This window comes from Lentzea sp. DG1S-22 (genome assembly GCF_036321065.1).
Taxonomy (GTDB): domain Bacteria; phylum Actinomycetota; class Actinomycetes; order Mycobacteriales; family Pseudonocardiaceae; genus Lentzea; species Lentzea jiangxiensis.
Genome location: NZ_CP143276.1, coordinates 6,314,106 through 6,338,672, shown reverse-complemented (window position 1 = coordinate 6,338,672; position 24,567 = coordinate 6,314,106). Strand labels below are relative to the sequence as shown.

The following is a 24,567-nucleotide window of genomic DNA, read 5'->3' as shown; positions in this document are numbered from 1 at the left end:
GAACCTACCGCGCGATCAAACGATCATCCAGGACGCGAGCGGAGTCGTCGATCTCCACCTCGGCGATGTCGGCCGGGCGGCGGGACGAACCGGGACGCGGCGGGCGGACGAACTTGTAGCCCACGTTGCGGACCGTGCCGATCAGCGCCTCGTGCTCGGGGCCGAGCTTGGCGCGCAGCCGTCGCACGTGGACGTCGACCGTCCGGGTGCCGCCGAAGAAGTCGTAGCCCCAGACCTCCTGCAGCAGCTGCGCGCGGGTGAACACCCGGCCCGCGTGCTGCGCGAGGTACTTGAGCAGCTCGAACTCCTTGTAGGTGAGGTCGAGCGGGCGGCCCTTGAGGCGCGCGGTGTAGGTGGCCTCGTCGATCACGAGGTCGCCGAGCTGCAGCGCGCCGTCGCCACCGGGCTGGGTCGTGCCGCGGCGCGAGCGCACCAGGCGCAGGCGGGCGTCGACCTCGGCCGGACCGGAGTTCGGCAGCAGGATCTCGTCGACCGACCAGTCGGAGTTCACCGCCACGAGGCCGCCCTCGGTGACCACGGCCACCACGGGGACGTCCACACCGGACGAGTCGAGCAGGCGGCACAGCGACCGGGCGCCGACGAGGTCGGTGCGGGCGTCCACCAGCACGATGTCGTGCGGGCCGGCTTCGAGGAGCGCGGAGACCTCCGGGCGCAGCGGCCGCACGGCGTGGGGGAGCAGAGCCAGTGCGGGGAGCACCGCCTCCGGGTCCGGGTCTGTCGTCAGCAGAAGCACGTCGATGCTCATCGCGGCGCCCTCCAAATCGGCCGTGGTCAGGTCACCTCGACCAGACCAGCGGCGTACGGTGACCGGGCCCCGTTGCCTGCGGATGACGGAGACGATACCGGTGCACCCCGAGAAAGTCCCAGGTCAAGAAGCCGTGCTCACACTTGTTTCCACAGACGTCATGCCCGTTACATCCATGTCACACGACGGAGTGCGCCTGCACGGCGTCCACCACAGGGGTGACGGCGACCTCGCTTTCGTTGTGGGACACGGGTTCACTAACAACGTGCGCAAGCCGTACGTGGCGCGGGTGCTGGCCCGGCTGGCCCGCGGGGCGGGGGTCGTCGCGTTCGACTTCCGCGGCCACGGACGCTCCGGCGGCCGCTCCACGGTCGGCGCCGACGAGGTCCACGACGTCGAGGCGGCCGTGCTCAAGGCGCGCGAGCTCGGGTACTCGAAGGTCGCCACGATCGGGTTCTCGATGGGCGCCTCGATCGTGCTCCGGCACGCCGCTCTCGGCGCCACCAGGCCGGACGCCGTCGTCTCGGTGAGCGGACCCGCTCGGTGGTGGTCCCGGGAGACCGCTCCCATGCGCCGGGTGCACTGGCTGCTCGAGCAGCCGCACGGCAAGCTCGCGGCGCGGGCGATGGGGGTTCGGCTCGGCGACAGCTGGGTACAGGCGCCGGAGAGTCCGCTGGAGGTGGTCGCCCGCATCACGCCCACCCCACTGCTGATCGTGCACGGTGACCTGGACCACTATTTCTCCGTGGAGCACGCCAGGTCGCTGCACCGCGCGTCCTGCGGACATGCCGAGTTGTGGATCGAACCCGGCATGCGGCACGCGGAGTCGGCGGCGACTCCTGACCTGGTAGACCGGATGGCGACCTGGATCGCCGGCAACGTCGAGGACGAGGGATGACTGCGCACACTCCTGCACGGCCGCGGAAGAAGAAGTCTCGGCGCGGGAAGTTCCTCGTCATCACGGTGATCGTCCTGGGCCTGCTGCTCGTGGCGGCCGACTTCGCGCTGGCCGCGGCGGGCGAGTACCAGATCGCCCAGCGGATGCGGGAGAAGCTGCAGCTCAGCGAGGACCCGTCGGTGCGCATCAACGGCTTCCCGTTCACGCTGCAGGCGTTGCGCGGCGACTACCGGCACGTGGAGATCCGCGCGTACGGCGTGCCGATCCGCAACGAGCAGCAGGGCGTCGACCTGCGCGACCTCGACGTCGAGGCGGACCTGCTGCACACCCGCGTCGAGCTGTCGGACCTGCTGGCGGGCAACGTCTCCAAGGCGACCATCGACACCGTCAGGGGCAGCGTGCGGATCAAGGCGCTCGACCTCAACCGGCTGGCGAACCAGGTGACGCCGTTCGACAAGCTCTCGATCGAGCCGGACAACCGCGTCGCGGCACCGGCACCGGCGGACCCCGCGGCCCCGAAGACGACGGCCGCGATCAAGCTCTCCGGCGAGACCAACGTCGCCGGCAAGGTCGTCACGCTCACCGCGTACGGCCAGATCGCCCTGGTCAGCGGTTCGATCCAGATCACCATCGACGACATCGAGCTGAACGACGCCTCGCTCAAGCAGATCGTCCCGCAGCTCCGCCAGGCGCTCGCGATCAAGATCGACCCCGGCACGCTGCCGTTCGGCGCGACGCCCACCGCCGTCGAGGTGGAGAGCGGTTCGTTCAAGCTCTCCGGCGAGATCGCGGACGTGCCGCTGGTGCAGCGGTGACAGGGGTGTGGGCGCTGCTGGGCGCGCTGGCCGCGGCCGGCGCGATCGGCGTGCTGCTCAAGGTCCGCGAGGGCCGCATCTCCCACCGCGCCCAGCCGTCGGCCGACCTGCCCGCTCCCGTGCGCGACCTGCTCGCGCCGGGGGTGACGCTGGTCCAGCTCTCCACGACGTTCTGCGCGCCGTGCCGGCACGCGAAGGTGGTCCTGCGCGACCTGGCCGACCGCGTCGACGGCCTCACGCACGCCGAGCTGGACGTCACGAACCTCCCCGAGGTCGCCGCTTCGCTGGGCGTCCTGCGCACCCCCACCACGCTCGCCCTGACGGCCGACGGCACCGAGGTGTTGCGAGTCGGCGGCGTGCCGAAACGCGACTCGTTGCTCGAGGCCCTGCGCCCGCATCTGCGCTGAGCCGGTCGGGTGAACCTGCGTTGTTCCACCAAGTGGACATACCTCCCGCACCGAGGGAGTGAGGGCTACCCTCGCTGGCATGACCATGCTGCTCACGAAGCGACGCGCGGTTGACCTGTGCCGCACGCGCAGCAGCCTGTGTCGCACGACGAGCTGACCCGGGCCGCTTGACGCCCGTCAGCCACCTCTGCCGGACTGAATCCACTCGTCCGTCTGCCCGGAGGTCGTCGTGCCCAAGGACAACCCTGTAGACCCTCGCGGACCGCGCTTCTCCGCCTGGATGACCACAGCCATCCTCGCGATCGTGTTGCTCACCGGCTGGTGGCGTCTCCTCGCCGCCCAGACGGTGCTCTTCGCGATGTGCGCGTTCATCTCGCTGAAGCTCAACCCGTGGGGTCACGTCTACCGCTACGCGATCCAACCGCGCCTGACCCCGACCACCGAACGCGAGGAAGCCGCCCCGCTGCGGTTCGCGCAAGGCGTCGGGTTCGTGTTCGCCCTGATCGGCACCCTCGGCTACGCCACCGGCCTCGCCACGCTCGGCATGGTGGCCACCGGCTTCGCACTGGTCGCCGCGCTGCTGAACGCGGCGGTCGGCCTGTGCCTCGGGTGCGAGGTGTACCTGCTGCTGCGCAGGCACGTGCCTGCCCTCGCTCGACCGCAATAAAGACACGCACTACTACAGGAGCAACTTCCCATGAGCCGTGAGAACGTGCTGGTCTCGGCCGCCTGGTCCGAGGAGAACCTCCAGACGCCCGGCGTCGTGTTCGCGGAGGTCGACGAGGACACCACCGCGTACGACGGCGGCCACATCCCCGGAGCCGTGAAGATCGACTGGAAGAACGACCTCCAGGACCCGGTCCGCCGCGACTTCGTCGACCGCGAGGGCTTCGAGAAGCTGCTCTCGGCCAAGGGCATCTCCAACGACGACACCGTCATCCTCTACGGCGGCAACAACAACTGGTTCGCGGCCTACGCGTACTGGTACTTCAAGCTCTACGGCCACCAGAACGTGAAGCTGCTCGACGGCGGCCGCAAGAAGTGGGAGCTCGACGGCCGCCCCCTCGACAAGGAAGAGGTGACCCGCCCCGCCACCTCGTACCAGGCGCAGGAGCAGGACCTCTCGATCCGCGCGTTCCGCGACGAGGTCGTCGAGGCCATCGGCAACAAGAACCTCGTCGACGTCCGCTCCCCCGACGAGTTCTCCGGCAAGCTCCTGGCCCCGGCCCACCTCCCGCAGGAACAGGCGCAGCGAGGCGGCCACATCCCGTCCGCCGTCAACGTCCCGTGGTCGAAGGCGGCCAACGAGGACGGCACCTTCAAGTCCGACGAGGAGCTCCGCGAGCTCTACGCCGAGGCGGGCTTCGACGGCAGCCGCAAGACCATCGCGTACTGCCGCATCGGCGAGCGCTCCTCGCACACCTGGTTCGCCCTGCGCGAGCTGCTCGGCCACGAAGACGTCAAGAACTACGACGGTTCTTGGACGGAGTACGGCTCGCTGATCGGCGTGCCGATCGAGCTCGGTTCCGGCAAGGAGTCCTGATGACCAACGGATGTGGAGCCCCCGCCCAGGGCGGCTCGATCGACGTCTCGACCACGGAGACGGTCCTCGAGGGCAAGGTCCTCTCCGAGGGCACCCCGGTGGGCGGCGCCTTCGTCCGCCTGCTGGACTCGACCGGCGAGTTCACCGCGGAGGTCGTCACCTCCCCCGAGGGCGACTTCCGCTTCTTCGCCGCCCCCGGCAGCTGGACCGTCCGCGCCCTGCACCGCACGGGCAACGGCCAGGCCGACGTGTCGGCCTCCGGCCCCGGCGTCCACGCGGTGGAGATCGCGGTCGCCTAGGCAGACCTGATCGGTAGGGCGAAGGCCCCGGCGGTGACTCACCGCCGGGGCCTTCCACGTCCGGGGCGGGGCGGGCTGCGGCTGGCAGAGCCACCCAACGCACCAGGCGTGCCATCAACACACCAACGGCGCCGGCCCGCTTTTGATCAGATCGGCGGGGTCCGGGGCGGAGCCCCGAGCAGTAGAACAGGCACCCGCCAACGCAAAACGACCTGGGTCCGGTGTCCTCCACCACCACAACCCTGCACGTCAAACCAGTCGAGATATCCTCATCCCGTGGAACACATCTTCACCGGACTCCTGGTGCTAGTGACGATCGCCGTTATGTGGTTCGCCGGCTACGTCGTCTACCGCCTCTACTCCGACCAGCGATGACCAGCGGCGACGAGGCCATCCGCCTGGCCGAGGAACGAGCTGCCGCCACCAGGGCGCGCAACCTCCCGCAGTTCGACGACATGCCGATCCCGGCGGACACGGCGAACCTGCGCGAGGGTGCGAACCTGAACGACGCCCTGCTGGGCGTGCTGCCCCTCGTGGGCGTGTGGCGGGGCGAGGGCGAGGTCGTCTACCCGACGATCGACGGTCCGTTCCGGTTCGGCCAGCAGATCACGTTCGCCCACGACGGCCGTCCGTTCCTCGTGTACGAGGCGCGCAGCTGGCTGCTCAACGAGGCCGGCGAGGTCATCCGGCCCGCCGCTCGCGAGCAGGGTTTCTGGCGCCCGCAGGCGGACGACACGATCGAGCTGCTGCTGACGCACAACACCGGCATCGTGGAGCTGTACTACGGCAAGGTGCGCACGCAGACGTCCTGGGAGTTCGAGACCGACGCGGTCATCCGCTCGGCGAGCGCCAAGGACGTGAAGGCGTCGCAGCGCCTGTACGGCGTGGTGAACGGCGACCTCGCGTACGTCGAGGAGCGCGCGATGATGGGTCAGGAGATGCAGCCGCACGCGTCGGCGCACCTCAAGCGCATCGTCGGCTGAGCACCCGCTGCGGACCGCGGACCACAAACCGCGGACCACAGGCCACGGGATTCAGGCACCGATCGTTCAACAATCCCACGAGCACATTGCGGGATTGTTGAACGATCAGCGTGTCGGATTGTTCAACGATCCCACGATTCCCGTAACATGGGTTCATGCTGCTGCGGCGCTGCGGAACCGACGCCCTCCTGGTCGAGGTCGACTCGCTGACCGAGGTCGCGGCCGTCCGCGCCGCCCTCCAAGGCGTCGACGGCATCGAGGAACTGGTCCCGGCCGCACGGACAGTGCTGGTCAAGGGCGACCTCCACGGCATCAGGGCCGCCCTGAAGACCGTCGACCTCACCCAGGTCCCCGCCACGCACCCGCGCGAGATCACCATCCCGGTGACCTACGACGGCCCGGACCTCGACCTGGTCGCCGAGACCGCCGGCACCACCGCCGACGAGGTCGTGGAACTCCACACCACCGCCACCTACGAGGTGGCGTTCTGCGGCTTCGCGCCGGGCTTCGGCTACCTGACCGGCCTCCCGGAGGTCCTCCGGCAGCCGCGGCTCGACTCCCCGCGCACCAAGGTCCCGCAGGGCTCGGTCGGCATCGCGGGCGAGTTCACCGCCGCCTACCCGCGAGCCACACCGGGCGGCTGGCGGCTGATCGGCCGCACCGAGATCACGCTCTTCGACCCGCGGTCCGAGACCCCCGCGCTGCTCCAGCCCGGCGACCAGGTCAGGTTCGTGGTCGCATGAGCCGCACCGCCAGGATCGTCAGGACCGGCCCGCAGGCGCTGGTCCAGGACCTCGGCCGGCCGGGCAACGCGCACCTGGGCGTCCCGCCGTCCGGCGCGGTCGACCCGCACTCGCTCAAGCTGGCCAACCGCCTCGTCGGCAACCCCGAAACCGCGGCGGGGCTGGAACTGCTGCTGGGCGGCCTCGCGGTCGAGGCGAACGCGAGCTGCACCATCGCCGTCACCGGTCCGGCGGTCGCGGTCCGGGTCAACGGCAGGCTCGCCGACTCGCACCACCCGGTCCACCTGAAGGCCGGCGACACCCTGGAGATCGGCACGCCGGACACCGGGCTGCGCACCTACCTCGCGTTCTCCGGCGGCATCGACGTTCCCGAGGAACTGGGCAGCCGCTCCACCGACCTGCTCTCCGGAATCGGTCCAGACCCCTTGCGGGACAACGACGTCCTCGAACTCGGTCCACCGAACCCGGCCACCGGCGCGGACGTCGTGCCGCCGCACGAGGCGCCGCCGGCGCTGGTCATCCCGATCCGCCTCGGCCCGCGCGACGACTGGTTCGAGAACGCGGAAACCCAGCTGCGGCAGGGCTCCTGGACCGTCTCCGACCGCAGCAACCGGGTCGGCGCACGGCTCGGCGGCACGAAGCTGAATCGTCGTGACGGGGAGATCCCCAGCGAGGGGATGATCACCGGCTCGGTGCAGGTGCCGCCGGACGGGCAGCCAGTGGTCTTCCTCAACGACCACCCGACGACGGGCGGCTACCCCGTCATCGGCGTCGTCGACCCCGCCCACCTGCGCTTCCTCGGCCAGGCGCGGCCGGGGACGGAGGTCCGGTTCCGGCCGGTCGACTGAGCATCCGGACCATTGACGCCAGTGGTCCAGACCAAATACCGTAACGACCAGGCCGCCGCGGAACCTCTACGAAACTGGAGTTCCGCATGCGCCGAATCCCTGCACTGCCAGCACTTCTGGTCGCACTGCTCGCACTGGCCGTCCCCGCACAGGCCGACACGGGCATCACCGCGACCTTCTCCCGCACCGGCACGAGCGGCGAGTTCGTGGTCGCCAACGCGAGCACGACCGCGCTCACCGGGTGGTCGATCAAGTTCGACCTCCCGGCCGGGGTCACCGCCACCAACCCGCAGAACGCCACGATCACCCAGAACGGCACGAGGGTGACCCTCACTCCGGCCTTCTACATCAACACCATCCCGGCCGGACGCACCACCGAGCCGTACAGCCCGACGTTCACGCTGAGCGCCGCGGCCGACCCGACGACCTGCACGATCAACAACATGGCCTGCGACGGCAGCGGCACCCCGCCACCCGCGCCGACGGGGCTCACCGCCGAGTACTCCGCGGCGTCGGGCGCGGCGAAGTTCGTCGTGCGCAACCACGGCACCGCCGCCGTCAGCGACTGGTCGATCTCCTTCACGCTGCCCAACGGCGTAACGGTGAGCAACGGCCAGCACGGCACGATTTCCCAGAACGGCAACCAGGTCACCGTCACCCCGGCCCACTACAACAAGACCGTGAACGCCGGGGCGAGCACCGAGCCGTACAGCCCGTCGTTCTCCATCAGCGCGAACGCCGGCCCCGTGACGTGCCGGATCAACAACGCCAACTGCGACGGCAGCGCGGACACTCCTCCCGGCGTCCCGACGGGTCTCGCGTCACCGACGAAGACCACGCGCACGGTGACGTTGCAGTGGAACGCCTCCACGCCCGGTTCGCTGCCCATCGCGGGCTACGACGTCTACAACGGCTCGGCGCTCGCCGGGAGCTCCACGACGACGTCCGCGATCATCACCGGCCTGACGCCCGGCACCGCGCACTCGTTCACGGTGCGGGCCAAGGACACCAAAGGAGCCCAGAGCGGCCCGAGCACCGCGCTGAGCGTCACGACCAACAACCCCGCCGACGACACCACGCCGCCGACCGCGCCGGGCGACCTGCGTGCGACGGCCAAGGACGCGGGCAGCATCACGCTGGCGTGGAACGCGTCGACGGACGACAAAGGCGTGGCGAACTACGACGTCTACGTGGACTCGGCGGTGAAGCAGACGGTCAGCGGCACCACGGCGGTCGTCAGCGGTCTCGCGCCTTCCACGAGCTACACGTTCACGGTCAAGGCACGCGACGTCTACGACAACGTGTCCGCGTCGAGCAACGCGCTCAACGAACGCACCAACGACATCGTCAGCGGGTACGCCCGTGTCGGGTACTTCGTGCAGTGGGGCATCTACGGACGCCAGTACTTCGTGAAGGACATGGACGCCGCGAAGCTGACGCACGTCAACTACGCGTTCGGCAACATCGACCCGGTCAACCTGACGTGCCTGCAAGGCGTCACGAAGGGCACGAGCCCGAACCCGCAGGATCCGAACCAGGGCGACGGCGCCGGTGACGCCGAGGCCGACTACGGCAGGCCGACGAGCGCGGCGCAGTCCGTCGACGGCGTCGCGGACAGCGGCTGGGAACCGTTGCGCGGCAACTACAACCAGCTCAAGAAGCTCAAGGCGAAGCACCCGCACCTGAAGGTGCTGATCTCGCTCGGCGGCTGGACCTACTCGAAGTACTTCTCCGACGTCGCGGCCACGGACGCGGCGCGCAAGAAGTTCGTGTCCTCCTGCGTCGACGTCTACCTCAAGGGCAACCTGCCCGTGTACAACGGCGCGGGCGGTCCCGGCAGCGCGGCGGGCATCTTCGACGGCTTCGACCTCGACTGGGAGTGGCCCGGCGCCGAGGGTCACGCGGGCAACCACTTCGGACCGCGGGACAAGGTCAACAACACGCTGCTGATCGAGGAGTTCCGCCGGCAGATGGACGCGATGAGCGCCACGACCGGCAAGCGCTACCAGCTCACCGCGTTCACCCCGGCCGACCCGGCCAAGATCGAGGCGGGCTGGGAGCTCGGGCGGGTCGCGCGGTCGATGGACATCTTCAACGTCCAGGGCTACGACTTCCACGGCTCGGGCAGCGACAACTCGTGGGAGCCGAACCGCACCGGGCACCAGGGCAACCTCTACCCGGACCCGGACGACCCGTACACGACCAAGTTCAGCGTGGAGTCCACGGTGCAGGCCTACCTCGACGCCGGGGTGCCGTCGCGCAAGATCACGCTCGGGCTCGCGTTCTACGGGCGCGGCTGGCAGAACGTGGCGAACGGCAGCAAGAACGGCGAGTGGCAGGCCGCGGGAGGCGCCGCGCCCGGCCAGTTCCCCGAGGAGGCGGGCACGCGCGGGTACGCGAACCTCGTCGCGTCCGTCCCCAACTGCACCGTCTTCCACGACGAGGTGGCCGTCGCGACGTCCTGCTACACCGGCAACCAGTGGTGGACTTTCGACGACGCCTGGTCGATCCAGCGCAAGACGGCCTGGCTCAAGTCGAAGAACCTGCTGGGCGCGATGTTCTGGGAGATGTCGGGCGACCGCGGCACGTTGATGGCCGCGGTCGACGCCGGTCTGCGCCAGTAGGTCAGTACTCGGACTCGTAGAGGTCCTGCAGCTGGGTCAGCAGGGCCGACGAGTCGGCCAGCTGCTTGCCGTCCAGCACGTTCACCCGCGTGATCCTGCGGACGCTGGACGCGAGGAACAGGCCCTCGGCGTCGTAGAGCTCGCTGGTCTGGATCGGCTCGACGAGCACGGTCCAGCCGGCGCGCTCGGCGGCGCGGAACAGCGCGTACTGCGTGGTGCCGGGGAGGATGCCGAACTTCGACGGCGGCGTGACGAGGGTCTTGCCGCGCACGAGGACCACCGTCGAGGTGGGGCCCTCGAGCACCGAGCCGTCCGAGGTCGTGAAGATGACCTCGGCGGCGCCGCGGCGCTCGGCCTCGCGGATCGCGGCCATGTTGATGGCGTAGGACAACGACTTCGCGCCCAGCAGCAGCCACGGCGCGCGGTCGGCGAGGTCGGCGTCGATGCCCCGGTCCAGCGTCACGGCGGACAGGCCCTCGGCGCGCTGCTGGAGCACCTTCTGGCCGATCTCCACACCGAGCGCGAAGCCGGTGGGCGTGCCGTCGCCGCCCTCGACGCCGCGGGTGTAGACGAGCTTGAGGGCGAACTCCTCGGCACCGGTCCAGTTGCCGATGACGAGCTCGACCGCGCGCTCGAACTCCGCACGGGGAGGCGGCTGCATGTCGAGCATGGCCGCGGACCGGTCGAGCCGGTCGAGGTGGGGCGTGAGCTCGCGGGGCTTCCCGCCGACCACGAGGATCGTTTCGAACACGCCGTCACCGCGCATGAGCCCGAGGTCGTCGACGCGGATCTGCGGCGAGTCGGGGTCAGCGAGGGTTCCGTCGAGCAGTGCCAGCACGCGCATGCGCCGAGCTTACTGGCAGCGATTAACATGGCCGGCGTGGAGACCGCAAGAGGCCTGCGGAAAACGCTGCACGACCGCGGCATGAGGATGACGCCGCAGCGCCAGCTCGTGCTGGACGCGGTCAGGGCGCTGGAGCACGCCACTCCGGAGCAGATCTGCGCACGCGTCCAGGAGACGGCGCCGACGGTCAACATCACGACGATCTACCGCACGCTCGACCTGCTCGACCGGCTCGGGCTCGTGCGGCACACGCACCTGGGCCACGGCGCCCCGAGCTACTCGGTCGACGAGCACCGCCACGTGCACCTGGTCTGCCACGTGTGCGGCTCGATCCAGGAGATCCCGTGCGAGCTCCTCGACCCGTTGGTCGGAACATTGCGGGAGCGCGACGGGTTCGAACTGGATGCAAGCCATCTCGCGCTGTCCGGAACGTGCCGCGACTGCCTGACGCAGGAGACCGAGTGACCTTCCCCGGAGCCGTCCCGCCGCCGCCCGACGAGTCCTTCGACGCCGGTGTCGCCTGGCACTACGGCGACCCGTTCGCCGAGCAGCGGTCCGCCGTCCGGTCCGTCGTCGTGGTCGACCGCTCGAACCGCGGCGTCATCGCGGTCCCCGGCGAGGACCGGCTCAAGTGGCTGCACCAGCTGACGAGCCAGCACTTCGAACAGCTCGGCGAGGACGAGGCCACCGAGGCCCTGATCCTCGACGCCCAGGGCCGCCTGGAGCACCACATGGTCGTCGCGAACGTGGGCGGCACGGTGTTCCTCGACGTCGAGGAGGTCGACGACCTGCTGGCGTACCTGCGGAAGATGGTCTTCTGGTCGAAGGTCGAGCCGCGCGACGCCACCTCCGAGTTCGCGCTGCTGACGATCACCGGCCCGGACACCCCCGCACTGCTGGAGAAGCTGGACGTCCCGCTGCCGGCGAGCGCCGCTCCCCTCGGCGAGGGGTTCGTGCGGCGCGTGTCGTGGCCCGGGCAGAACTCCGTCGACCTGCTGGTCCCGCGCGCCGAGCTCGGCGACTGGTGGCAGCGCATCACGGACGCGGGCGCGCGCCCGGCCGGCAGCTTCGCGTTCGAGGCGCTGCGGGTCGAGTCGCTGCGGGCGCGCCAGGGCGTCGACACCGACGAGCGCACGATCCCGCACGAGGTCGGGCTGGTCGACCCGGCCGTGCACCTCACCAAGGGGTGCTACCGCGGCCAGGAGACGGTCGCGAAGGTCCACAACGTGGGACGCCCGCCCCGGCGGATGCTCCTACTCCACCTGGATGGTTCTGCGGACGCCCAGCCCGTGACCGGTGACCCGGTGTTCCTGGACGGCCGCGTGGTGGGCCGGGTGGGCACCGTGGCACAGCACCACGAGCTGGGCACGGTCGCGTTGGCGCTGGTCAAGCGGTCCGTACCGATCGAGGCGGAGCTGGTGGCCGGTGCGCCCGAGCGCGAGGTGCAGGCGCGGATCGACCCCGACTCGGTGCCGCCGGACACGCCCGGGCTGGGCCGGGAAGCCGTGCGCAACCTGAGGGGCTGAACCGGCCGGGGCCGCTACAGTCCGGGGCTATGTCCCTGGGCACGCTGATCACTGTCGCTCCCACCGGAGCGGAACACGCGAAAGCCGACGTCCCGCAACTTCCGGTGACCCTGGAAGAGCTGGTCTCGACGGCGCAGAGCTGCGAGCAGGTCGGCGCGGCGATGATCCACGTCCACATCCGCGGCGAGGACACCAAGCCGTCGCTGGACCTCGGTCGCCTCAAGGCCACCGTCGAGGCCCTGCGGTCGGAGACGAACCTCGTCGTGCAGCTGTCGACGGGCGGGTCGGTGCACGACCCCGAGGAGGACCGGCTGCGCGTGCTGGAGGCGATGCCGGACTCGGCGTCCTGCACGATGGGCACCGTCAACTTCGGCGACGACGTCTTCCTGAACCGCTGGGAGTTCATCGTCGCCCTGCACAAGGGCATGCAGGAACGCGGCATCGTGCCGGAGTACGAGATCTTCGACATCGGCCAGCTCGCGTCGCTCAAGCGGCTGCTGGACCAGCACGGCCTGCCCGCGGGCGGTCACGTGCACGTCGACTTCGTCATGGGGGTGCCCGGTGGCATGCCCGGTGACGCCGCGACCCTCGTCGCCGCGGTGAACGCCCTGCCGGACGGCGCGACGTTCTCCGCCACCGGGATCGGCCGGACCACGCTGCCGGTGATGTTCACCGCATTGGGCGCGGGTGGTCACCTCCGAGTGGGTATGGAAGACACGACCAGTTACTCGCGGGGGGTTCCGGTGCGGGACAACGCACAGCTCGTGGCACGTGCCGCGGGTCTGTCGAAGATCGCTCAGCGACCTCCCCTGTCGCCCGATGAGGCGCGAAAGCTGCTGGGTGCGCACATTTGAGACAAGTTCGGTGCATGGGATGTGTTGGCGGGTGAGGAGGATCTACCGCAGGATGGACACGTGATCGAGGTGCGTCCTGGCGGGCGCCGCCGAATCGACAGGGTGCTCGCCCCCGACTACACGGAGGGCGTCGAGCAGCGCCCGCTCGTCGAGGTGCGCGAACTCCGCGACGAGGCCGCGCAGGAAGAGACAGATCTGTCCTACCTGCGGCGGCTGTTGCACGCGCGCATCGACATCGTCCGCGCGGAACAGGAGCGCCGCAGCTCGGGCGGTTCGGCGGTGGTCGAGCAACTGGCGACGATCCTGTCCACGAACGCCGTGGGACCCGCGACCGGCCTCGGCCGGTACCAGACCCATGAGCCGTCACGTGCCGATGCGCATCAACGGCACGTTGAGGCGCTCATCTCCGATGTCGACCTCTCCGACGTGAGCTCGCTGTCCGACGAACGCCTCGGCGAGGTGCTGGAGACGTTCATCTCGGAGGAGGCCTCCGTCTCGGTGCGGCGGCGCGAGGTCCAGGTCGTCGTCGACAAGCTCAACGCCGAGATCGCCTCGCGCTACCAGCGCGGGAGCGCGTCGGTGGACGAACTGCTGGCGGCCGAGCGCGGACACCACCGCCGCAAGAGCTGATTCCCAGATTCTGGGACGATTGTTCCACTTTTTGGACGGCGGACCTAGCGTGCCCCCATGGGGTACCGCTGGGTCGTGCTGTCCGTCGGAGCTTTGGCGCAGGGCACCAACGCGGCCGTCTTCCTCGGACTGCCCGCGATCAGCCCCCAGCTCCAGCAGCACTTCTCGCTGACATTGCCCCAGGTCGGGCTTCTCCTCGGTGCGGTCAACCTCGGCACGATGGTCGCTCTCGTGCCGTGGGGAGTCGTCGCGGACCGACGCGGCGAACGACTCGTGATGACCATCGGCGGCGTGGGAGCCGCCGCCTGCCTGCTCGCCGTGGCCCTGGGCAACGCCTGGATCGCCGGTCTCGCGCTGCTCGGCGCCGGGCTCTTCGGGGCCAGCGTCAACGCGGCCAGCGGGCGGGCCGTGATGTCGTGGTTCAGCCGCGAGTCGCGCGGGCTCGCGATGGGGGTGCGGCAGACCGCGACCCCGCTGGGCGCGGCCCTCACCGCGGCCGTGCTGCCCGGGATCGCGATCTCGGCCGGCGTGCCCACGGCGTTCATCGTGCTCGCGGGTGCGACGGTGTTCGTGGCGCTGGCCGTGGCGCTGCTGGTCCGCGAACCCCCCGGCGCGGTCCGGGCGACCTCGGAGCACGGACTGGTGCTCAGGGACCCGCGGCTGCTGCGGCTGTCGCTCGCCAGCGGACTGCTCGTGGTGCCCCAGTTCACGACCACCGCCCTGCTGGTGCCCCTCCTGCACGACCACCGCGGCATGGCCGTCACGGCGGCCGCGGCGGTCTTCGCCGTCGCCCAGGTGCTGGGCGGGGCCGGACGGCTCGCGGTCGGGGTGTGGTCGGACCGGGCGCGCAGCCGGATCGGGCCGCTGAAGATCGTCTCGGTGCTCACCGCCGGCGGGTTCGTGCTGGTCGCGGCACTGGACCAGGCGCCCTTGCCGCTGCTGGTCGCCGTCCTCGTCCCGACCTCGGTGCTCGCGCTGTGCTGGAACGGCCTCGCGGTCACCGAGGCGGGCGAGCTCGCCCCGGAGGGCCGTGGCGCCACCGGGATCGCCATGCAGAACTCGGCCAACTACCTCAGCGCCGCGCTGACGCCGTTCGTCGCGAGCTTCGTCGCGGTGTCCGCCGGCTGGCCGGCGGCGATGCTGCTGGCCGCGGCCTGCGCGGTGGCCGCGCGGGCGCTGCTTCAGCCGTGGCGTTCCCTGCGGGCCAGCTCGCCCCAGAACTCGCGCAGCGTCTCGTAGCGCAGCGCGACCTCCTCGGCGTCGTCGGCTTCGAGGGCGTCCACGATGGCGTTCACGTCCGCCGCCGAGGTGTCCTCCAGCAGGTCCTTGTCCTCCACGAGCTGCACGAGGCCGCCGTAGTCGAGCTCGACGGCCGAGTGCGGGTGGAAGTGCTCGAGCCAGCGGCCGGTGTCGGCGAGGACCGTCGCGGGCCCCTCGTCGCCCAGGGAGCTCTTCACGACCTTGAGCGCCCTCGCCACCCTGCGCCGCGCGTCCGCCATCGCCACGCGCCACGACACCTGCCGTTCCGGGTCGTCCTGGGCGCTCGCCAGCACCACGCGGCGCTGGGCGGGGTCGACGAGGGCGAACCACGGCAGCGGCACCGTCCACGTCGTGGAGATGACGTGGACCGCTCCCGCGGAGAGTTCGGCCATCACGGCCGACGCGCGCGCTCGGACCGTTTCCGGCGAAAGGCTGAGGGCCGCGTCCTGGAGGATCGGCGGAGAAGAGGCCAGGAAGCCCACGAGAGCGGCGGCGGAGCGCGCCCTGAGGTCGAGGGGGCAGACGAGGGGCCCCGGGCCGACCCTGGCGGCCTCGGAGGTCGGAACCTCGGCCGGACTGATCGTCATCACGTCGAACGACTCGCCCGGGAGGAGCTTTCGGCCCAACTGTGATCGCAACCACAGCTCCCGTTCCCGGTCCCCTGCGTCCGAGCGGGGGACAGGGCCCTTTTCCAGGGCTTTTTCGACCTTGGCCGCTAGCGGTGCGTCCAAGACCGATAACGGTTCGTACACCCGGAGGTAGGCGACGAACGGTCTGGGCACCTGTGCATCCTCCCACGCGGGGGCACCCGCGGGATTTGGCGGTGCGTGTCACCCCTACCGCGTCGCGAGGAACCCCATCGGCACGGTACGGTAGTTACCAGGAACTAGTTGTCGAGACGAGTGGGGCCGCCGTTCCCCGGCCGCCCCCGTCCCTGTGCGAGGGGGTCGAGCCATGGGGCGCGGCCGAGCGAAGGCCAAGCAGACGAAGGTCGCCAGGGAGCTCAAGTACAGCTCTCATGAGACCGACTTCGCTGCGCTTCAGCGCGAGCTGTCCGGTGACGAAAGGTCGCCGAACGGGAGCGGCGGTGGCGATGAGCCACGCGACGACCCGTACGACGATTACGACGACTACCGTCGCTGATTTCAGCCTTCGGAGTTCAAGGGTTGGGCCACCGGTCTTCCGGGGCTCAACCCTTGAACTCTGAGGGCTGTATCAGAACGCCCTGGCGTACTGCTTCGGCGCGTGGATCTCCACACCCAACTGCTGTGCCGCGTGCAGCGGCCAGTACGGGTCGCGGAGCAGTTCGCGCGCGAGCAGGACCAGGTCGGCGGAGCCGTCCGTCACGATCTTTTCGGCCTGAGCCGCCTCGGTGATCAGGCCGACCGCACCCGTGGGCACGTCTGCCTTGCGTCGCACAGCTTCGGCGAGCGGCACCTGGTAGCCGGGCCCGATCGGGATGTCCGCCTGCGCGGTGTTGCCGCCGCTGGACACGTCGATCAGGTCCGCACCCGCGGCCTTGAGCGCCTGTGCCAGCACGACGCTGTCGTCGGCCGTCCAGCCGTCGTCGACCCAGTCGGTCCCGCTGATCCGCACGATCACGGGCACGTCCGGGCCGACGGCCGCGCGCACGGCCGCGGTGACCTCGACGGGCAGGGCGATGCGTTCTTCGATGCTGCCCTCGTTCGTGAGCGGCGAGTAGAACTCGTGGAGCAGGTAGCCGTGGGCCGCGTGCACCTCGAGGACCTCGAAGCCCGCCTCGACCGCCCGCAGCGCGCCGTCGACGAACGCCTTGACGATCTGCGTCGTGTTCGTGAGCTTCTCCGGCTGGTTGCCGCCGGGGAACGGCTCGGTCGTGGGCGCGACCGGCACCCAGTCGCCGATCGCCTTGCGCCCGGCGTGCGCGAGCTGGATCGCGGGCACCGAGCCCTGCTCCTTGATGAACTTCGTGATCGGCTTCCAGGCCCGCACCTGCTCGTCGTTCCAGATGCCGGTGTCCTGCGGCGAGATCCGTCCGCGCGGCTCGACGGCCGTGGCCTCGGCCATCACCAGGCCGGCGCCGCCGACCGCGCGGGAGCCCAGGTGGACGAGGTGCCAGTCGGTCGGCACGCCGTCTTCCTTGTCGACCGAGTACTGGCACATGGGGCTGACCGCGATGCGGTTGGGCAGCGTGACCGAGCGCAGGGTCAGCGGGGAGAACAACAGGCTCACGGGAGCTCCTCGAACGTTCGTAGACCTAACTAGTTGTTCAAGGGACGCCGCCGGGCCGTTGTTCCCCGCCGCCGGGTTGTCTCAGTCACTGAACAGCGACGCAGAGACACGGGCCGGCGTGAAGTCGGGCGGCCAGAGCGTGCCGCGGTTGACGCGAGCGCCGGTCAGGACGGCCTTGTCGAGGTTCACGGCGCGCATGTCGGCGCCGCGCAGGTCCGCGTCGGTGAGATCGGCGGCACGCAGGTCCGCGCCTTCGAGGCAGGCGACCCGCAGGGAGGCCCTGCGCAGCGAGGCCCCGCGCAGGTCGGCGTCGCGGAGGTCCGTGGCGGCCAGGACGGAGTCGTCGAGGCGCGTTCCGGTGAGCCGGGCACCGGCGAGGTTGGCGTGGCGGATCACCGCGCCGCCGAGCTCCCGCTTCCCCAGGTCGGCGCCCCGCAGGTCGACCTCGGACAGGTCCAGCGCCGCACCGGGCAGCCCGGTGAGGATCGCCAGGGCCGTCGCGACGTCCGGCGCCGGGCCCTCGCCGGCGAGCCGCGCCGGGTGCTCCGCGTCGGTCCGGGGGGAGCGTTCGCGCAGGAAGTCCCCGAGGGTCACGTCGACGAGCAACCGGCTCCTCGCGGAGTCCTTCGCGATCTGCTCCAGTTCGCGGAGCCCTCCCGCCCGGACCTCGGCCAGGTCGCTGCCGAGGTGCTCGACGGCCTGGCGGTACCGGTCGATGATCTGGCCGTCCCTGGCCTGGCGCCAGGCCAGCACGCTCCCCCCGACGACCAGCAGACCGCCGATGAGCAGCGGTGACGTCGATCTCGGCGTGGTCGGCACCATCAGGGCGACGCCGAGCACGACCAGGGCGACCGCCCCGAGCCTGAACATCCGCTTGCTCACGGAGGGTCATCCTCGCGACCACCCCCTTGCGGCGGTATCCGCTGTTGGAGTTCAGCTCAGATAGCGGACCTGTTTGGCCTTGCCCTCGAGCACCTCGTCGCGGGCGGCCGCGATGGCCGGCCGGTGCGACACCTCCGGCACCCCGACCTCCCACCAGGCGCCCGCCTCGGTCCACGACGACGGGTGCGTGCGGATCACGACCACCGCCGGCCGCTTCTCGCCGACCGCCACCTCGCGCGCCTCGCGGTAGGCGCCTTCGAGGTCGGCGAGGGAGTCCACCGCGAACACCGCGCAGCCCATCGCCGCGGCGTGGGCGGCGAAGTCCGTGCGCGGCGGCTCGGCGTGCGCGGAGGTGCAGTCGGGGTAGAGGTTGTTGAAGCCGGAGCCGCCCTGCCCGGTCTGCAGGCGGTGGATCACGGCGTAGCCGTCGTTGTCGCAGACCACCGCGACGAAGCCGTGGCCCGCGAAGGCCGCGGAGAAGAGCTCGGAGTTCAGCATCAGGTACGAGCCGTCGCCGAGCAGGGTCGTGACGACCCCCTGGGTGTGGACGATCGCCGCTCCCCAGGCTCCGGCCAGTTCGTAGCCCATGCAGGAGAAGCCGTACTCGACGTCCATCGTGGACTCGCCGGTGGCCCGCCAGCCCCCGATCAGCTCGCCCGGGAGGCCGCCGGACGCCGTCATCACGTAGTCGGTGGGGGTGCTGACGTCGTTCACGACGCCCACCACCTGCGCGTAGGTCGGAAGGCCCTCGCCCGGTGTGCGCAGCGAGGTGATGTGCTCGTCCCACTTCGCGCGTTCCGCCGACGCCCTGGCGGCCCAGGAGGCCGGGGCCTGCCACGAGCCCAGCACGTCGGTCAGTTCGCGCAGTCCCTCGTCGGCGTCGGCGACCAGGGCGGACGAACCGTGCTTCACGGCGTCGAAGCGGGCGGCGTTCAGCGAGACCATCCGCGCGTCCGGCGCGAAGACCGTCCAGGACGCCGTGGTGAAGTCCTGCAGGCGGGTGCCCACGGCGATCACCAGGTCCGCCTCGCCCGCGAGGACGTTGGCCGAGGTGGAGCCGGTGATGCCGAGCGGGCCGGCGTGCAGCGGGTGGTCGTGCGGGACGAGGGTGCGGCCTGCCGTCGTTTCGACGACCGGGATGGAGTGCTGCTCGGCGAAGCGGAGCGCCCGGCCGGCCGCGCCCGAGTAGCGGACGCCGCCGCCCAGGACGAGCAGCGGGCGGGAGGCGGCCCGGATCGCGGTGGCGGCCTCGGCCAGGGCGACCAGGTCCGGGCGCGGCCGCAGCGGGCGGTGGACCACCGGGGCGAACAGGGCGTCCGGGAAGTCGTAGGACTCCGCCTGGACGTCCTGCGGGAGGGCGAGGGTGACCGGGCCGCAGTCGGCCGGGTCGGTCAGGACCCGCGCCACCTGCGGCAGCGTCGACAGCAGCTGCTCGGGGCGGGTGATGCGGTCGAAGTAGCGGCTGACCGCGCGGAACGCGTCGTTGACGGTCGCGGTCGGGTCGTGGAAGTGCTCGACCTGCTGCAGCACGGGGTCCGGGGCGCGGCCGGTGAAGGTGTCGCCCGGCAGCAGGAGGAGGGGCAGGCGGTTGGCGTGGGCGACGCCGGCGGCGGTGACCATGTTCAGGGCGCCGGGGCCGATCGACGACGTGGCGACGCCGACCTGGCGGCGGTGGGTGGCCTTGCCGATGCCGACCGCGGCCAGCGCCATGCCCTGCTCGTTCTGGCCGCGCCACACCGGGATGCGGTCGCGGGCCTCCTCCAGGGCGGTGCCGAGGCCGAGGACGTTGCCGTGGCCGAAGATCGCGAACACGCCGGGGAACAGCGGTGCCGCGGTGCCGTCCTGCAGTTCGGTCCGCTGGGCCAGCATCCAGCGGACCAGCGCCTGCGCGGTCGTGAGCTTCACTTGACGCGCCCCTCTGCTGTCGTGACCGGGCAACGCGGGTCCTGCTCCTGCGCCGCCCAGCTGTCGCGGACCCACGTGTGGGCCGGGTCGTCGCAGAACGCCATCGAGCGCTCGGGACCCGGACCGGCGAGAACGTTCAGGTAGTACATGGGGTAGCCCGGCGCCGCGACGCACGGGCCGTGGTAGCCGCGCGGGATCAGGAACACGTCGCCGTCCCGCACGGTCACGTCCTCGTCGATCGTGCCGTCGCCGGTGTACGTGCGGTGGAAGCCGAACCCGGTCCGGGACGGCGTGACCTGGTCGCGGTCGGCGATGCGGAAGTAGTAGATCTCCTCGTTCTCCACCTCGCACGGCTCCGAGGAGTCGTGCTTGTGCGGCGGGTACGAGGACCAGTTGCCGTCCGGGGTGATCAGCTCGCACGCGATGAGCTTGTCCGCGTGGTCCCAGACGCCCGGCACGCCGAAGTTCGTGACCTGGCGGGTGGCGTTGCCGGAGCCGCGCACCTCCACCGGGACGTCCTGCGCCGAACCGTACTTCGGCGTCAGCCTGTTCTCACAGCGCGCCATCGGCAGGGCGACCTCGCAGCCCTGCTCCGAGACGAGGACCACCGTCTCGTCCCGCGGGACGTAGGCGAAGTCGGTGACGCGGGTGAAGACCGAGTCGCGGCCCCGCAGCTCGAACCGCTCGGAGCCCACCTCGACCGACAGCGATCCCGCCAGCGGCAGCACGAACGCCTCGAACTCACCGGTCTCGACCGTGCGCGACCCGCCGGCCTCGATCCGCAGCACGCGCAGGCCGGTGAAGGTCCAGCCCGCGTCCCGCGGCGTCAGCGAGATGACGTCGGACGGGGTCGAGAGAGTCCCGTGTGGACGGTGCAGGGTCATTCCTCCACCCCCTTCGCGGTGCGCAGGATCTGGGCAGCGGCCGCAACGGCGGCGGCGACGTCGCCGTCCGGCGGGTAGAGCAGCGCACGACCGACGACCAGGCCGCGCACCGTCGGGTGCTTCAGCGAACGGCCCCACGACGCCAGGTCGTCCGCGGGGTTCGCCGACGGCACGCCGCCCAGCACGAGCGCGGGCAGCGCCGTGGTGTCCAGCACGACCTCGGGTTCCTCCGGCGCGGGCAGCTTCAGCCAGGTGTAGGCGGAGGTGGAGCCGAGACCGGCGGCCACGGCGGAGGCGCGCGAGAGAGCGGCGGAGTCCTTCTCCAGCACGAGCTTGCCGTTGTCGTCACGCCGGTACGGCAACGGTTCGACCATCGCCATCAGGCCGTGCTCGGCCAGTTCGGTGACCGCCCGCGCGCAGCCTTCCAGCGTCGGGATCGTGCCGGGGTCCGAGTCGACCAGGCGCAGCAGCATCTTGCCGCCGTCGAGCCCGAACGTCGCGATGGACGACGCGTCGTACGCGGTGAACCTGTCGTCGATCTCCCAGTCCGCACCGGCGAGACCGCCGCGGTTCATCGAGCCGATGATCACGCGCTCGTTCAGGCCGTCCAGCAGCAGCAGGTCCTCGATCACGTCCGGCGTGCCGAGCACACCGTCCACGTCGGGGTTCGCCAGCGCCGTCAGCAGGCGGGACAGCAGCGACCGGCGATCGGCCATCGCCAGCGGGTCGCCGCCGACGCCCAGGGCCCCGCGCGCCGGGTGGTCCGCCGCGACCAGGAACAGCGTGGACTTGCCGTTCAGCAACGAGTGGCGCCGCTTGCGCGACTGGTAGGCGCGTCTGATGGAGCCGGGGTCCTCCGCCCGCCGCCACAACAGTTCGCGCCACTGGCCGTCGGTGATCACAGGAGTTCCTCGATCTCTTTCTGGTCAGGCATGGCGTCGGCGCAGGCCAGCCGGGACGCCACGATCGCGCCGGCCGCGTTGGCGTGACGTGCGATCTTCACCGGGTCCCAGCCGGACAGCAGGCCGTGCACGACGGATCCGCCGAACGCGTCACCGGCGCCGAGTCCGCAGACGACCTCGACGGGGTTCGGTTCGACGGTCCACCGGCCGTCGGGGGTGGCCACGAGGACGCCGTCGGCGCCCTTCTTGACCAGTGCCAGCGAGATCCCGCGTTCCAGCAGCCGGTCGGCGGCGAGGTCCGGGTCGGACGTGCCGACCGCGACCTCGCACTCGGCGCGGTTGCCCACGGCGACCGTCACGTGGTCGAGCATCCAGCCGATCTCGGCCCGCGCGGTCTCCACGTCCGGCCAGAACATCGGCCGGTGGTCGAGGTCCAGCACGGTGTGGCCGCCGCGGGCGCGGCTCGCCAGCATCATCCGCTGCGACGACCGGGAGGGCTCGGCGGAGACGCCCGTGCCCGTCACCCACAGCAGCGGGACGTCGCGCACCAGCGACCACGGCACGTCGTCCTCGCCGATGGTGAGGTCCGGCGCGGTCGGCAGGCGGTAGAACAGCAACGGCGGGTCCGCGGGCGGGTTCAGTTCGCAGAACACCACCGGCGTCAGCAGGTCCGGTGAGGTGCCGACGTACTCCGACGAGACGCCGAAGCCCTCCAGCGCCTCGCGGACGTAGGTGCCGAAGCCGTCCGGGCCGACCTTCGTCAGCACCGCGGCCCGGCGGCCGAGGCGCGCGGCGGCGACCGCGACGTTGGTCGCGGTGCCGCCGAGCGACTTGGCGAAGGTGCTGACCCGCGCCAGCGGCACGCCGGACTGCTCCGGGTAGAGGTCGACGCCGACCCGGCCGACGGTCAGCACTTCCAGCGACGTCACGCCTGCACACCCCGCAGCTCGTGTTCCAGCGCCTCGAGCTCGGCACCACCGGCCATCTGCTTCGTCAGCTCGCCGATGTCGATCTCGGACTTCTCGTAGCTGCCCAGCGCGCGGCCCCGCTTGAGCAGCAGGAACCGGTTGCCGACCGGGTAGGCGTGGTGCGGGTTGTGGGTGATCAGCACGACGCCGAGGCCGCGATCACGCGCCTGGGCCACGTACTTCAGCACCACGCCGGCCTGCTTCACGCCGAGAGCCGCGGTCGGTTCGTCGAGGATCAGCACCTTGGCGCCGAAGTGGACGGCGCGGGCGATGGCGACGCACTGCCGTTCGCCGCCGGACAGGGTGCCGACGGGCTGCTCGACGTCGCGGAGGTCGATGCCCATGTCGGACAACGCCTTCCTGGTGATCTCGCGGCCCTTCCTCCGGTCCAGGAAACCGAACTTCGTCGTCGGTTCCGAGCCGAGGAAGAAGTTGCGCCACACCGACATCAGCGGCACGACGGCGAGGTCCTGGTACACGGTCGCGATGCCGTGGTCGAGCGCGTCGCGGGGTGAGGAGAAGCGGATCTCCTCGCCCTCGACCTTGAACGAGCCCCGGTCGTGCTGGTGCACCCCGGCCAGGACCTTGATCAGGGTCGACTTGCCGGCGCCGTTGTCGCCGAGCACGCAGGTGACCTCGCCTGCGTTGACCACGGTGGACACGTCGCTCAGGGCGATGACGCTGCCGTAGGTCTTGCCGATGTTCTCGACCTCGATGAGTGGCGTCATCGCCGGACCCTTTCCGCTCGGCGGCGCAGCATGTTGTTCACCAGCACGGCGGCCAGCAGCATCACGCCGAGGAACAGCTGGAACCAGTCGCTGTTCCAGCCGGCGTAGACGATGCCCTGCCGGGCCATGCCGAAGATCAGCGCGCCGATCGCCGCGCCCACCGCGGAGCCGAAGCCGCCGGTGAGCAGGCAGCCGCCGATGACCGCCGCGATGATGTACTGGAACTCGAGGCCGATGCCCTGGTTCGCCTGCACGCTCGCGTACCGCAGGATGTTGATCGAGCCGACGAGCCACGCGGCGAACGCCGTCGTCATGAACAGCAGGACCTTCGACCGCACGACCGGCACGCCGACCGCGCGGGAACTCTGCGCGGCGCCGCCGATCGCGAAGATCCAGTTGCCGAACCTGGTGCGCAGCAACACCGTCGACGCCACGACGGTGAACAGGACCCACCAGATGATCGACACGTAGAAGCTCGTGCCGGCGATCTGGAACGTCGAGGCGAACAGGAACCCGGCGGACTCGTAGCCCGCCGCCTCCCGCATGCCCGACACCTGCACGCTGCCCGTCACCAGACGAGTGACGCCGAGGTTGAGGCCCTGCAGGGCGAGGAAGCTGCCCAGCGTCACGATGAAGCTCGGCAGGCCCGTGCGCATCACGAGCCAGCCGTTGAGCGCGCCCACCGACAACGCGAAGGCGAGCGACACCAGCAGCGACAGCCAGACGTTCAGTCCTAGCTGGGTGGCGAGGAGAGCCGTGACGAGCGCCGTGGAGGCGGTCATGACGCCGGCGGACAGGTCGAACTCGCCGCCGATCATCAGCAGTGCCACCGCGACCGCCATGATCCCGAGCATGGACGCGTCGTCCAGCCAGGTGGCCGCGCCGCCCACGCTCAGGAACTGCTCGGTGACCACGGAGAAGAACACGAACACGAGCAGTGCGCCGAGCATCGCGCCGATCTCGGGGCGTTTGATCAGCTGATCCATCGCCCTCGGCTTGCCCAGCCGTTCGTCGGCAGCCGGTGGAGCTGTGGCTGTCACGGTCATC

The 24,567-nt window shown here is 70.8% G+C and carries 28 protein-coding genes; 17 read left to right on the top strand and 11 right to left on the bottom strand.

Features of this window, described 5'->3' with window-relative positions:
• Positions 1–4: 4 nt before the first annotated feature.
• Complete coding sequence (locus V1227_RS29755) at positions 5–766, bottom strand: response regulator transcription factor (RefSeq protein ID WP_329788669.1); 762 nt, start codon at positions 764–766, stop codon at positions 5–7.
• 160 nt (positions 767–926) lie between these two features.
• Between V1227_RS29755 and V1227_RS29750 the strand changes: the two genes are divergently transcribed.
• From V1227_RS29750 to V1227_RS29705, 11 genes are all read left to right on the top strand, one after another.
• Positions 927–1,664, top strand: a complete 738-nt coding sequence (locus tag V1227_RS29750) for an alpha/beta hydrolase family protein (protein ID WP_329788668.1) — start codon at positions 927–929, stop codon at positions 1,662–1,664.
• On the top strand, positions 1,661–2,479 hold the full coding sequence (locus V1227_RS29745) for an LmeA family phospholipid-binding protein (RefSeq protein WP_329788667.1): 819 nt from the start codon (positions 1,661–1,663) through the stop codon (positions 2,477–2,479). The genes V1227_RS29750 and V1227_RS29745 overlap by 4 nt, the downstream gene beginning before the upstream one ends.
• Positions 2,476–2,886, top strand: coding sequence for a thioredoxin family protein (locus V1227_RS29740; protein ID WP_329788666.1), 411 nt, complete (start codon positions 2,476–2,478; stop codon positions 2,884–2,886). Before V1227_RS29745 ends, V1227_RS29740 begins: the two co-directional genes overlap by 4 nt.
• A 79-nt stretch (positions 2,887–2,965) precedes the next feature.
• Positions 2,966–3,043, top strand: coding sequence for a putative leader peptide (locus V1227_RS40725; RefSeq protein WP_442916557.1), 78 nt, complete (start codon positions 2,966–2,968; stop codon positions 3,041–3,043).
• Positions 3,044–3,115: 72 nt separating this feature from the next.
• A complete protein-coding gene (locus V1227_RS29735) occupies positions 3,116–3,553 on the top strand; it encodes a DUF4395 domain-containing protein (protein ID WP_329788665.1) in 438 nt (145 codons plus the stop codon).
• A 30-nt stretch (positions 3,554–3,583) separates the two neighbouring features.
• Positions 3,584–4,429: a sulfurtransferase gene (locus V1227_RS29730; RefSeq protein WP_090102316.1), complete on the top strand. Its 846-nt coding sequence runs from the start codon at positions 3,584–3,586 to the stop codon at positions 4,427–4,429.
• Positions 4,429–4,728 carry a DUF1416 domain-containing protein gene (locus V1227_RS29725; RefSeq protein WP_090102318.1) on the top strand — a complete coding sequence of 100 codons (300 nt, stop codon included), beginning with the start codon at positions 4,429–4,431 and terminating at the stop codon, positions 4,726–4,728. Before V1227_RS29730 ends, V1227_RS29725 begins: the two co-directional genes overlap by 1 nt.
• Positions 4,729–5,099: 371 nt before the next feature.
• On the top strand, positions 5,100–5,711 hold the full coding sequence (locus tag V1227_RS29720; protein WP_090102320.1) for an FABP family protein: 612 nt from the start codon (positions 5,100–5,102) through the stop codon (positions 5,709–5,711).
• Between the two features lie 155 nt (positions 5,712–5,866).
• Entirely contained in the window at positions 5,867–6,454 is a 588-nt protein-coding gene (gene pxpB, locus V1227_RS29715) for a 5-oxoprolinase subunit PxpB (protein WP_329788664.1), read from the top strand.
• Positions 6,451–7,302: a biotin-dependent carboxyltransferase family protein gene (locus V1227_RS29710; protein ID WP_329788663.1), complete on the top strand. Its 852-nt coding sequence runs from the start codon at positions 6,451–6,453 to the stop codon at positions 7,300–7,302. Before pxpB ends, V1227_RS29710 begins: the two co-directional genes overlap by 4 nt.
• Before the next feature lie 86 nt (positions 7,303–7,388).
• Entirely contained in the window at positions 7,389–9,926 is a 2,538-nt protein-coding gene (locus V1227_RS29705; RefSeq protein ID WP_329788662.1) for a glycosyl hydrolase family 18 protein, read from the top strand.
• A 1-nt stretch (position 9,927) separates the two neighbouring features.
• Here the strand turns inward: V1227_RS29705 and V1227_RS29700 are convergent, their stop codons facing one another.
• Positions 9,928–10,770 (bottom strand): aminodeoxychorismate lyase, encoded by an 843-nt coding sequence (locus V1227_RS29700; protein ID WP_329788661.1) that lies wholly within the window; start codon positions 10,768–10,770, stop codon positions 9,928–9,930.
• Between the two features lie 27 nt (positions 10,771–10,797).
• Here V1227_RS29700 and V1227_RS29695 point away from each other — a divergent pair, with 27 nt between their 5' ends.
• From V1227_RS29695 to V1227_RS29675, 5 genes are read left to right on the top strand one after another with little or no spacing between them, the layout of a single operon-like run.
• Positions 10,798–11,235: a Fur family transcriptional regulator gene (locus tag V1227_RS29695; protein ID WP_236220757.1), complete on the top strand. Its 438-nt coding sequence runs from the start codon at positions 10,798–10,800 to the stop codon at positions 11,233–11,235.
• On the top strand, positions 11,211–12,296 hold the full coding sequence (gene ygfZ, locus V1227_RS29690) for a CAF17-like 4Fe-4S cluster assembly/insertion protein YgfZ (RefSeq protein WP_442916556.1): 1,086 nt from the start codon (positions 11,211–11,213) through the stop codon (positions 12,294–12,296). Before V1227_RS29695 ends, ygfZ begins: the two co-directional genes overlap by 25 nt.
• A gap of 29 nt (positions 12,297–12,325) precedes the next feature.
• Entirely contained in the window at positions 12,326–13,150 is an 825-nt protein-coding gene (locus V1227_RS29685; protein WP_329788659.1) for a 3-keto-5-aminohexanoate cleavage protein, read from the top strand.
• A 60-nt stretch (positions 13,151–13,210) separates the two neighbouring features.
• On the top strand, positions 13,211–13,780 hold the full coding sequence (locus V1227_RS29680; protein ID WP_236220760.1) for an RsiG family protein: 570 nt from the start codon (positions 13,211–13,213) through the stop codon (positions 13,778–13,780).
• A gap of 57 nt (positions 13,781–13,837) precedes the next feature.
• On the top strand, positions 13,838–15,019 hold the full coding sequence (locus V1227_RS29675; RefSeq protein WP_329788658.1) for an MFS transporter: 1,182 nt from the start codon (positions 13,838–13,840) through the stop codon (positions 15,017–15,019).
• Here V1227_RS29675 and V1227_RS29670 read toward each other — a convergent pair.
• The gene (locus V1227_RS29670) at positions 14,962–15,822 is read right to left on the bottom strand and encodes a hypothetical protein (RefSeq protein ID WP_329788657.1); all 861 of its coding nucleotides are present in this window, start codon (positions 15,820–15,822) and stop codon (positions 14,962–14,964) included. The two genes, V1227_RS29675 and V1227_RS29670, sit on opposite strands and share 58 nt — an antisense overlap.
• Positions 15,823–15,994: 172 nt before the next feature.
• Between V1227_RS29670 and V1227_RS29665 the strand changes: the two genes are divergently transcribed.
• Positions 15,995–16,183 carry a DUF3073 domain-containing protein gene (locus V1227_RS29665; RefSeq protein ID WP_090102339.1) on the top strand — a complete coding sequence of 63 codons (189 nt, stop codon included), beginning with the start codon at positions 15,995–15,997 and terminating at the stop codon, positions 16,181–16,183.
• 72 nt (positions 16,184–16,255) lie between these two features.
• Here V1227_RS29665 and V1227_RS29660 read toward each other — a convergent pair whose 3' ends face one another.
• From V1227_RS29660 to V1227_RS29625, 8 genes are all read right to left on the bottom strand, one after another.
• The gene (locus V1227_RS29660; RefSeq protein ID WP_329788656.1) at positions 16,256–17,251 is read right to left on the bottom strand and encodes an NADH:flavin oxidoreductase/NADH oxidase; all 996 of its coding nucleotides are present in this window, start codon (positions 17,249–17,251) and stop codon (positions 16,256–16,258) included.
• Positions 17,252–17,332: 81 nt separating this feature from the next.
• A complete protein-coding gene (locus tag V1227_RS29655; protein WP_329788655.1) occupies positions 17,333–18,133 on the bottom strand; it encodes a pentapeptide repeat-containing protein in 801 nt (266 codons plus the stop codon).
• 51 nt (positions 18,134–18,184) lie between these two features.
• Positions 18,185–20,038 carry a 3D-(3,5/4)-trihydroxycyclohexane-1,2-dione acylhydrolase (decyclizing) gene (gene iolD, locus V1227_RS29650; RefSeq protein WP_329788654.1) on the bottom strand — a complete coding sequence of 618 codons (1,854 nt, stop codon included), beginning with the start codon at positions 20,036–20,038 and terminating at the stop codon, positions 18,185–18,187.
• Positions 20,035–20,922 carry a 5-deoxy-glucuronate isomerase gene (gene iolB, locus V1227_RS29645; protein ID WP_329788653.1) on the bottom strand — a complete coding sequence of 296 codons (888 nt, stop codon included), beginning with the start codon at positions 20,920–20,922 and terminating at the stop codon, positions 20,035–20,037. Before iolB ends, iolD begins: the two co-directional genes overlap by 4 nt.
• On the bottom strand, positions 20,919–21,824 hold the full coding sequence (locus tag V1227_RS29640) for a Cgl0159 family (beta/alpha)8-fold protein (RefSeq protein WP_329788652.1): 906 nt from the start codon (positions 21,822–21,824) through the stop codon (positions 20,919–20,921). Before V1227_RS29640 ends, iolB begins: the two co-directional genes overlap by 4 nt.
• Positions 21,821–22,753 (bottom strand): 5-dehydro-2-deoxygluconokinase, encoded by a 933-nt coding sequence (gene iolC / locus V1227_RS29635; protein WP_329788651.1) that lies wholly within the window; start codon positions 22,751–22,753, stop codon positions 21,821–21,823. The genes V1227_RS29640 and iolC overlap by 4 nt, the downstream gene beginning before the upstream one ends.
• On the bottom strand, positions 22,750–23,520 hold the full coding sequence (locus V1227_RS29630) for an ATP-binding cassette domain-containing protein (RefSeq protein ID WP_329788650.1): 771 nt from the start codon (positions 23,518–23,520) through the stop codon (positions 22,750–22,752). Before V1227_RS29630 ends, iolC begins: the two co-directional genes overlap by 4 nt.
• Positions 23,517–24,566, bottom strand: a complete 1,050-nt coding sequence (locus V1227_RS29625; protein WP_329788649.1) for an ABC transporter permease — start codon at positions 24,564–24,566, stop codon at positions 23,517–23,519. The genes V1227_RS29630 and V1227_RS29625 overlap by 4 nt, the downstream gene beginning before the upstream one ends.
• Position 24,567 lies beyond the last annotated feature (1 nt).

Excerpts from the sequence above, each read along its gene's own strand:
- V1227_RS29755 (WP_329788669.1), bottom strand. The coding sequence starts at position 766 with ATGAGCATCGACGTGCTTCTGCTGACGACAGACCCGGACCCGGAGGCG.
- iolB (WP_329788653.1), bottom strand. The coding sequence starts at position 20,922 with ATGACCCTGCACCGTCCACACGGGACTCTCTCGACCCCGTCCGACGTC.
- V1227_RS29695 (WP_236220757.1), top strand. The coding sequence starts at position 10,798 with ATGGCCGGCGTGGAGACCGCAAGAGGCCTGCGGAAAACGCTGCACGAC.
- V1227_RS29745 (WP_329788667.1), top strand. The coding sequence starts at position 1,661 with ATGACTGCGCACACTCCTGCACGGCCGCGGAAGAAGAAGTCTCGGCGC.
- V1227_RS29625 (WP_329788649.1), bottom strand. The coding sequence starts at position 24,566 with ATGACCGTGACAGCCACAGCTCCACCGGCTGCCGACGAACGGCTGGGC.
- V1227_RS29630 (WP_329788650.1), bottom strand. The coding sequence starts at position 23,520 with ATGACGCCACTCATCGAGGTCGAGAACATCGGCAAGACCTACGGCAGC.
- V1227_RS40725 (WP_442916557.1), top strand. The coding sequence starts at position 2,966 with ATGACCATGCTGCTCACGAAGCGACGCGCGGTTGACCTGTGCCGCACG.
- V1227_RS29705 (WP_329788662.1), top strand. The coding sequence starts at position 7,389 with ATGCGCCGAATCCCTGCACTGCCAGCACTTCTGGTCGCACTGCTCGCA.
- V1227_RS29665 (WP_090102339.1), top strand. The coding sequence starts at position 15,995 with ATGGGGCGCGGCCGAGCGAAGGCCAAGCAGACGAAGGTCGCCAGGGAG.
- pxpB (WP_329788664.1), top strand. The coding sequence starts at position 5,867 with ATGCTGCTGCGGCGCTGCGGAACCGACGCCCTCCTGGTCGAGGTCGAC.
- V1227_RS29700 (WP_329788661.1), bottom strand. The coding sequence starts at position 10,770 with ATGCGCGTGCTGGCACTGCTCGACGGAACCCTCGCTGACCCCGACTCG.
- V1227_RS29685 (WP_329788659.1), top strand. The coding sequence starts at position 12,326 with ATGTCCCTGGGCACGCTGATCACTGTCGCTCCCACCGGAGCGGAACAC.
- V1227_RS29675 (WP_329788658.1), top strand. The coding sequence starts at position 13,838 with ATGGGGTACCGCTGGGTCGTGCTGTCCGTCGGAGCTTTGGCGCAGGGC.
- V1227_RS29750 (WP_329788668.1), top strand. The coding sequence starts at position 927 with ATGCCCGTTACATCCATGTCACACGACGGAGTGCGCCTGCACGGCGTC.
- V1227_RS29730 (WP_090102316.1), top strand. The coding sequence starts at position 3,584 with ATGAGCCGTGAGAACGTGCTGGTCTCGGCCGCCTGGTCCGAGGAGAAC.
- V1227_RS29720 (WP_090102320.1), top strand. The coding sequence starts at position 5,100 with ATGACCAGCGGCGACGAGGCCATCCGCCTGGCCGAGGAACGAGCTGCC.
- V1227_RS29710 (WP_329788663.1), top strand. The coding sequence starts at position 6,451 with ATGAGCCGCACCGCCAGGATCGTCAGGACCGGCCCGCAGGCGCTGGTC.
- V1227_RS29725 (WP_090102318.1), top strand. The coding sequence starts at position 4,429 with ATGACCAACGGATGTGGAGCCCCCGCCCAGGGCGGCTCGATCGACGTC.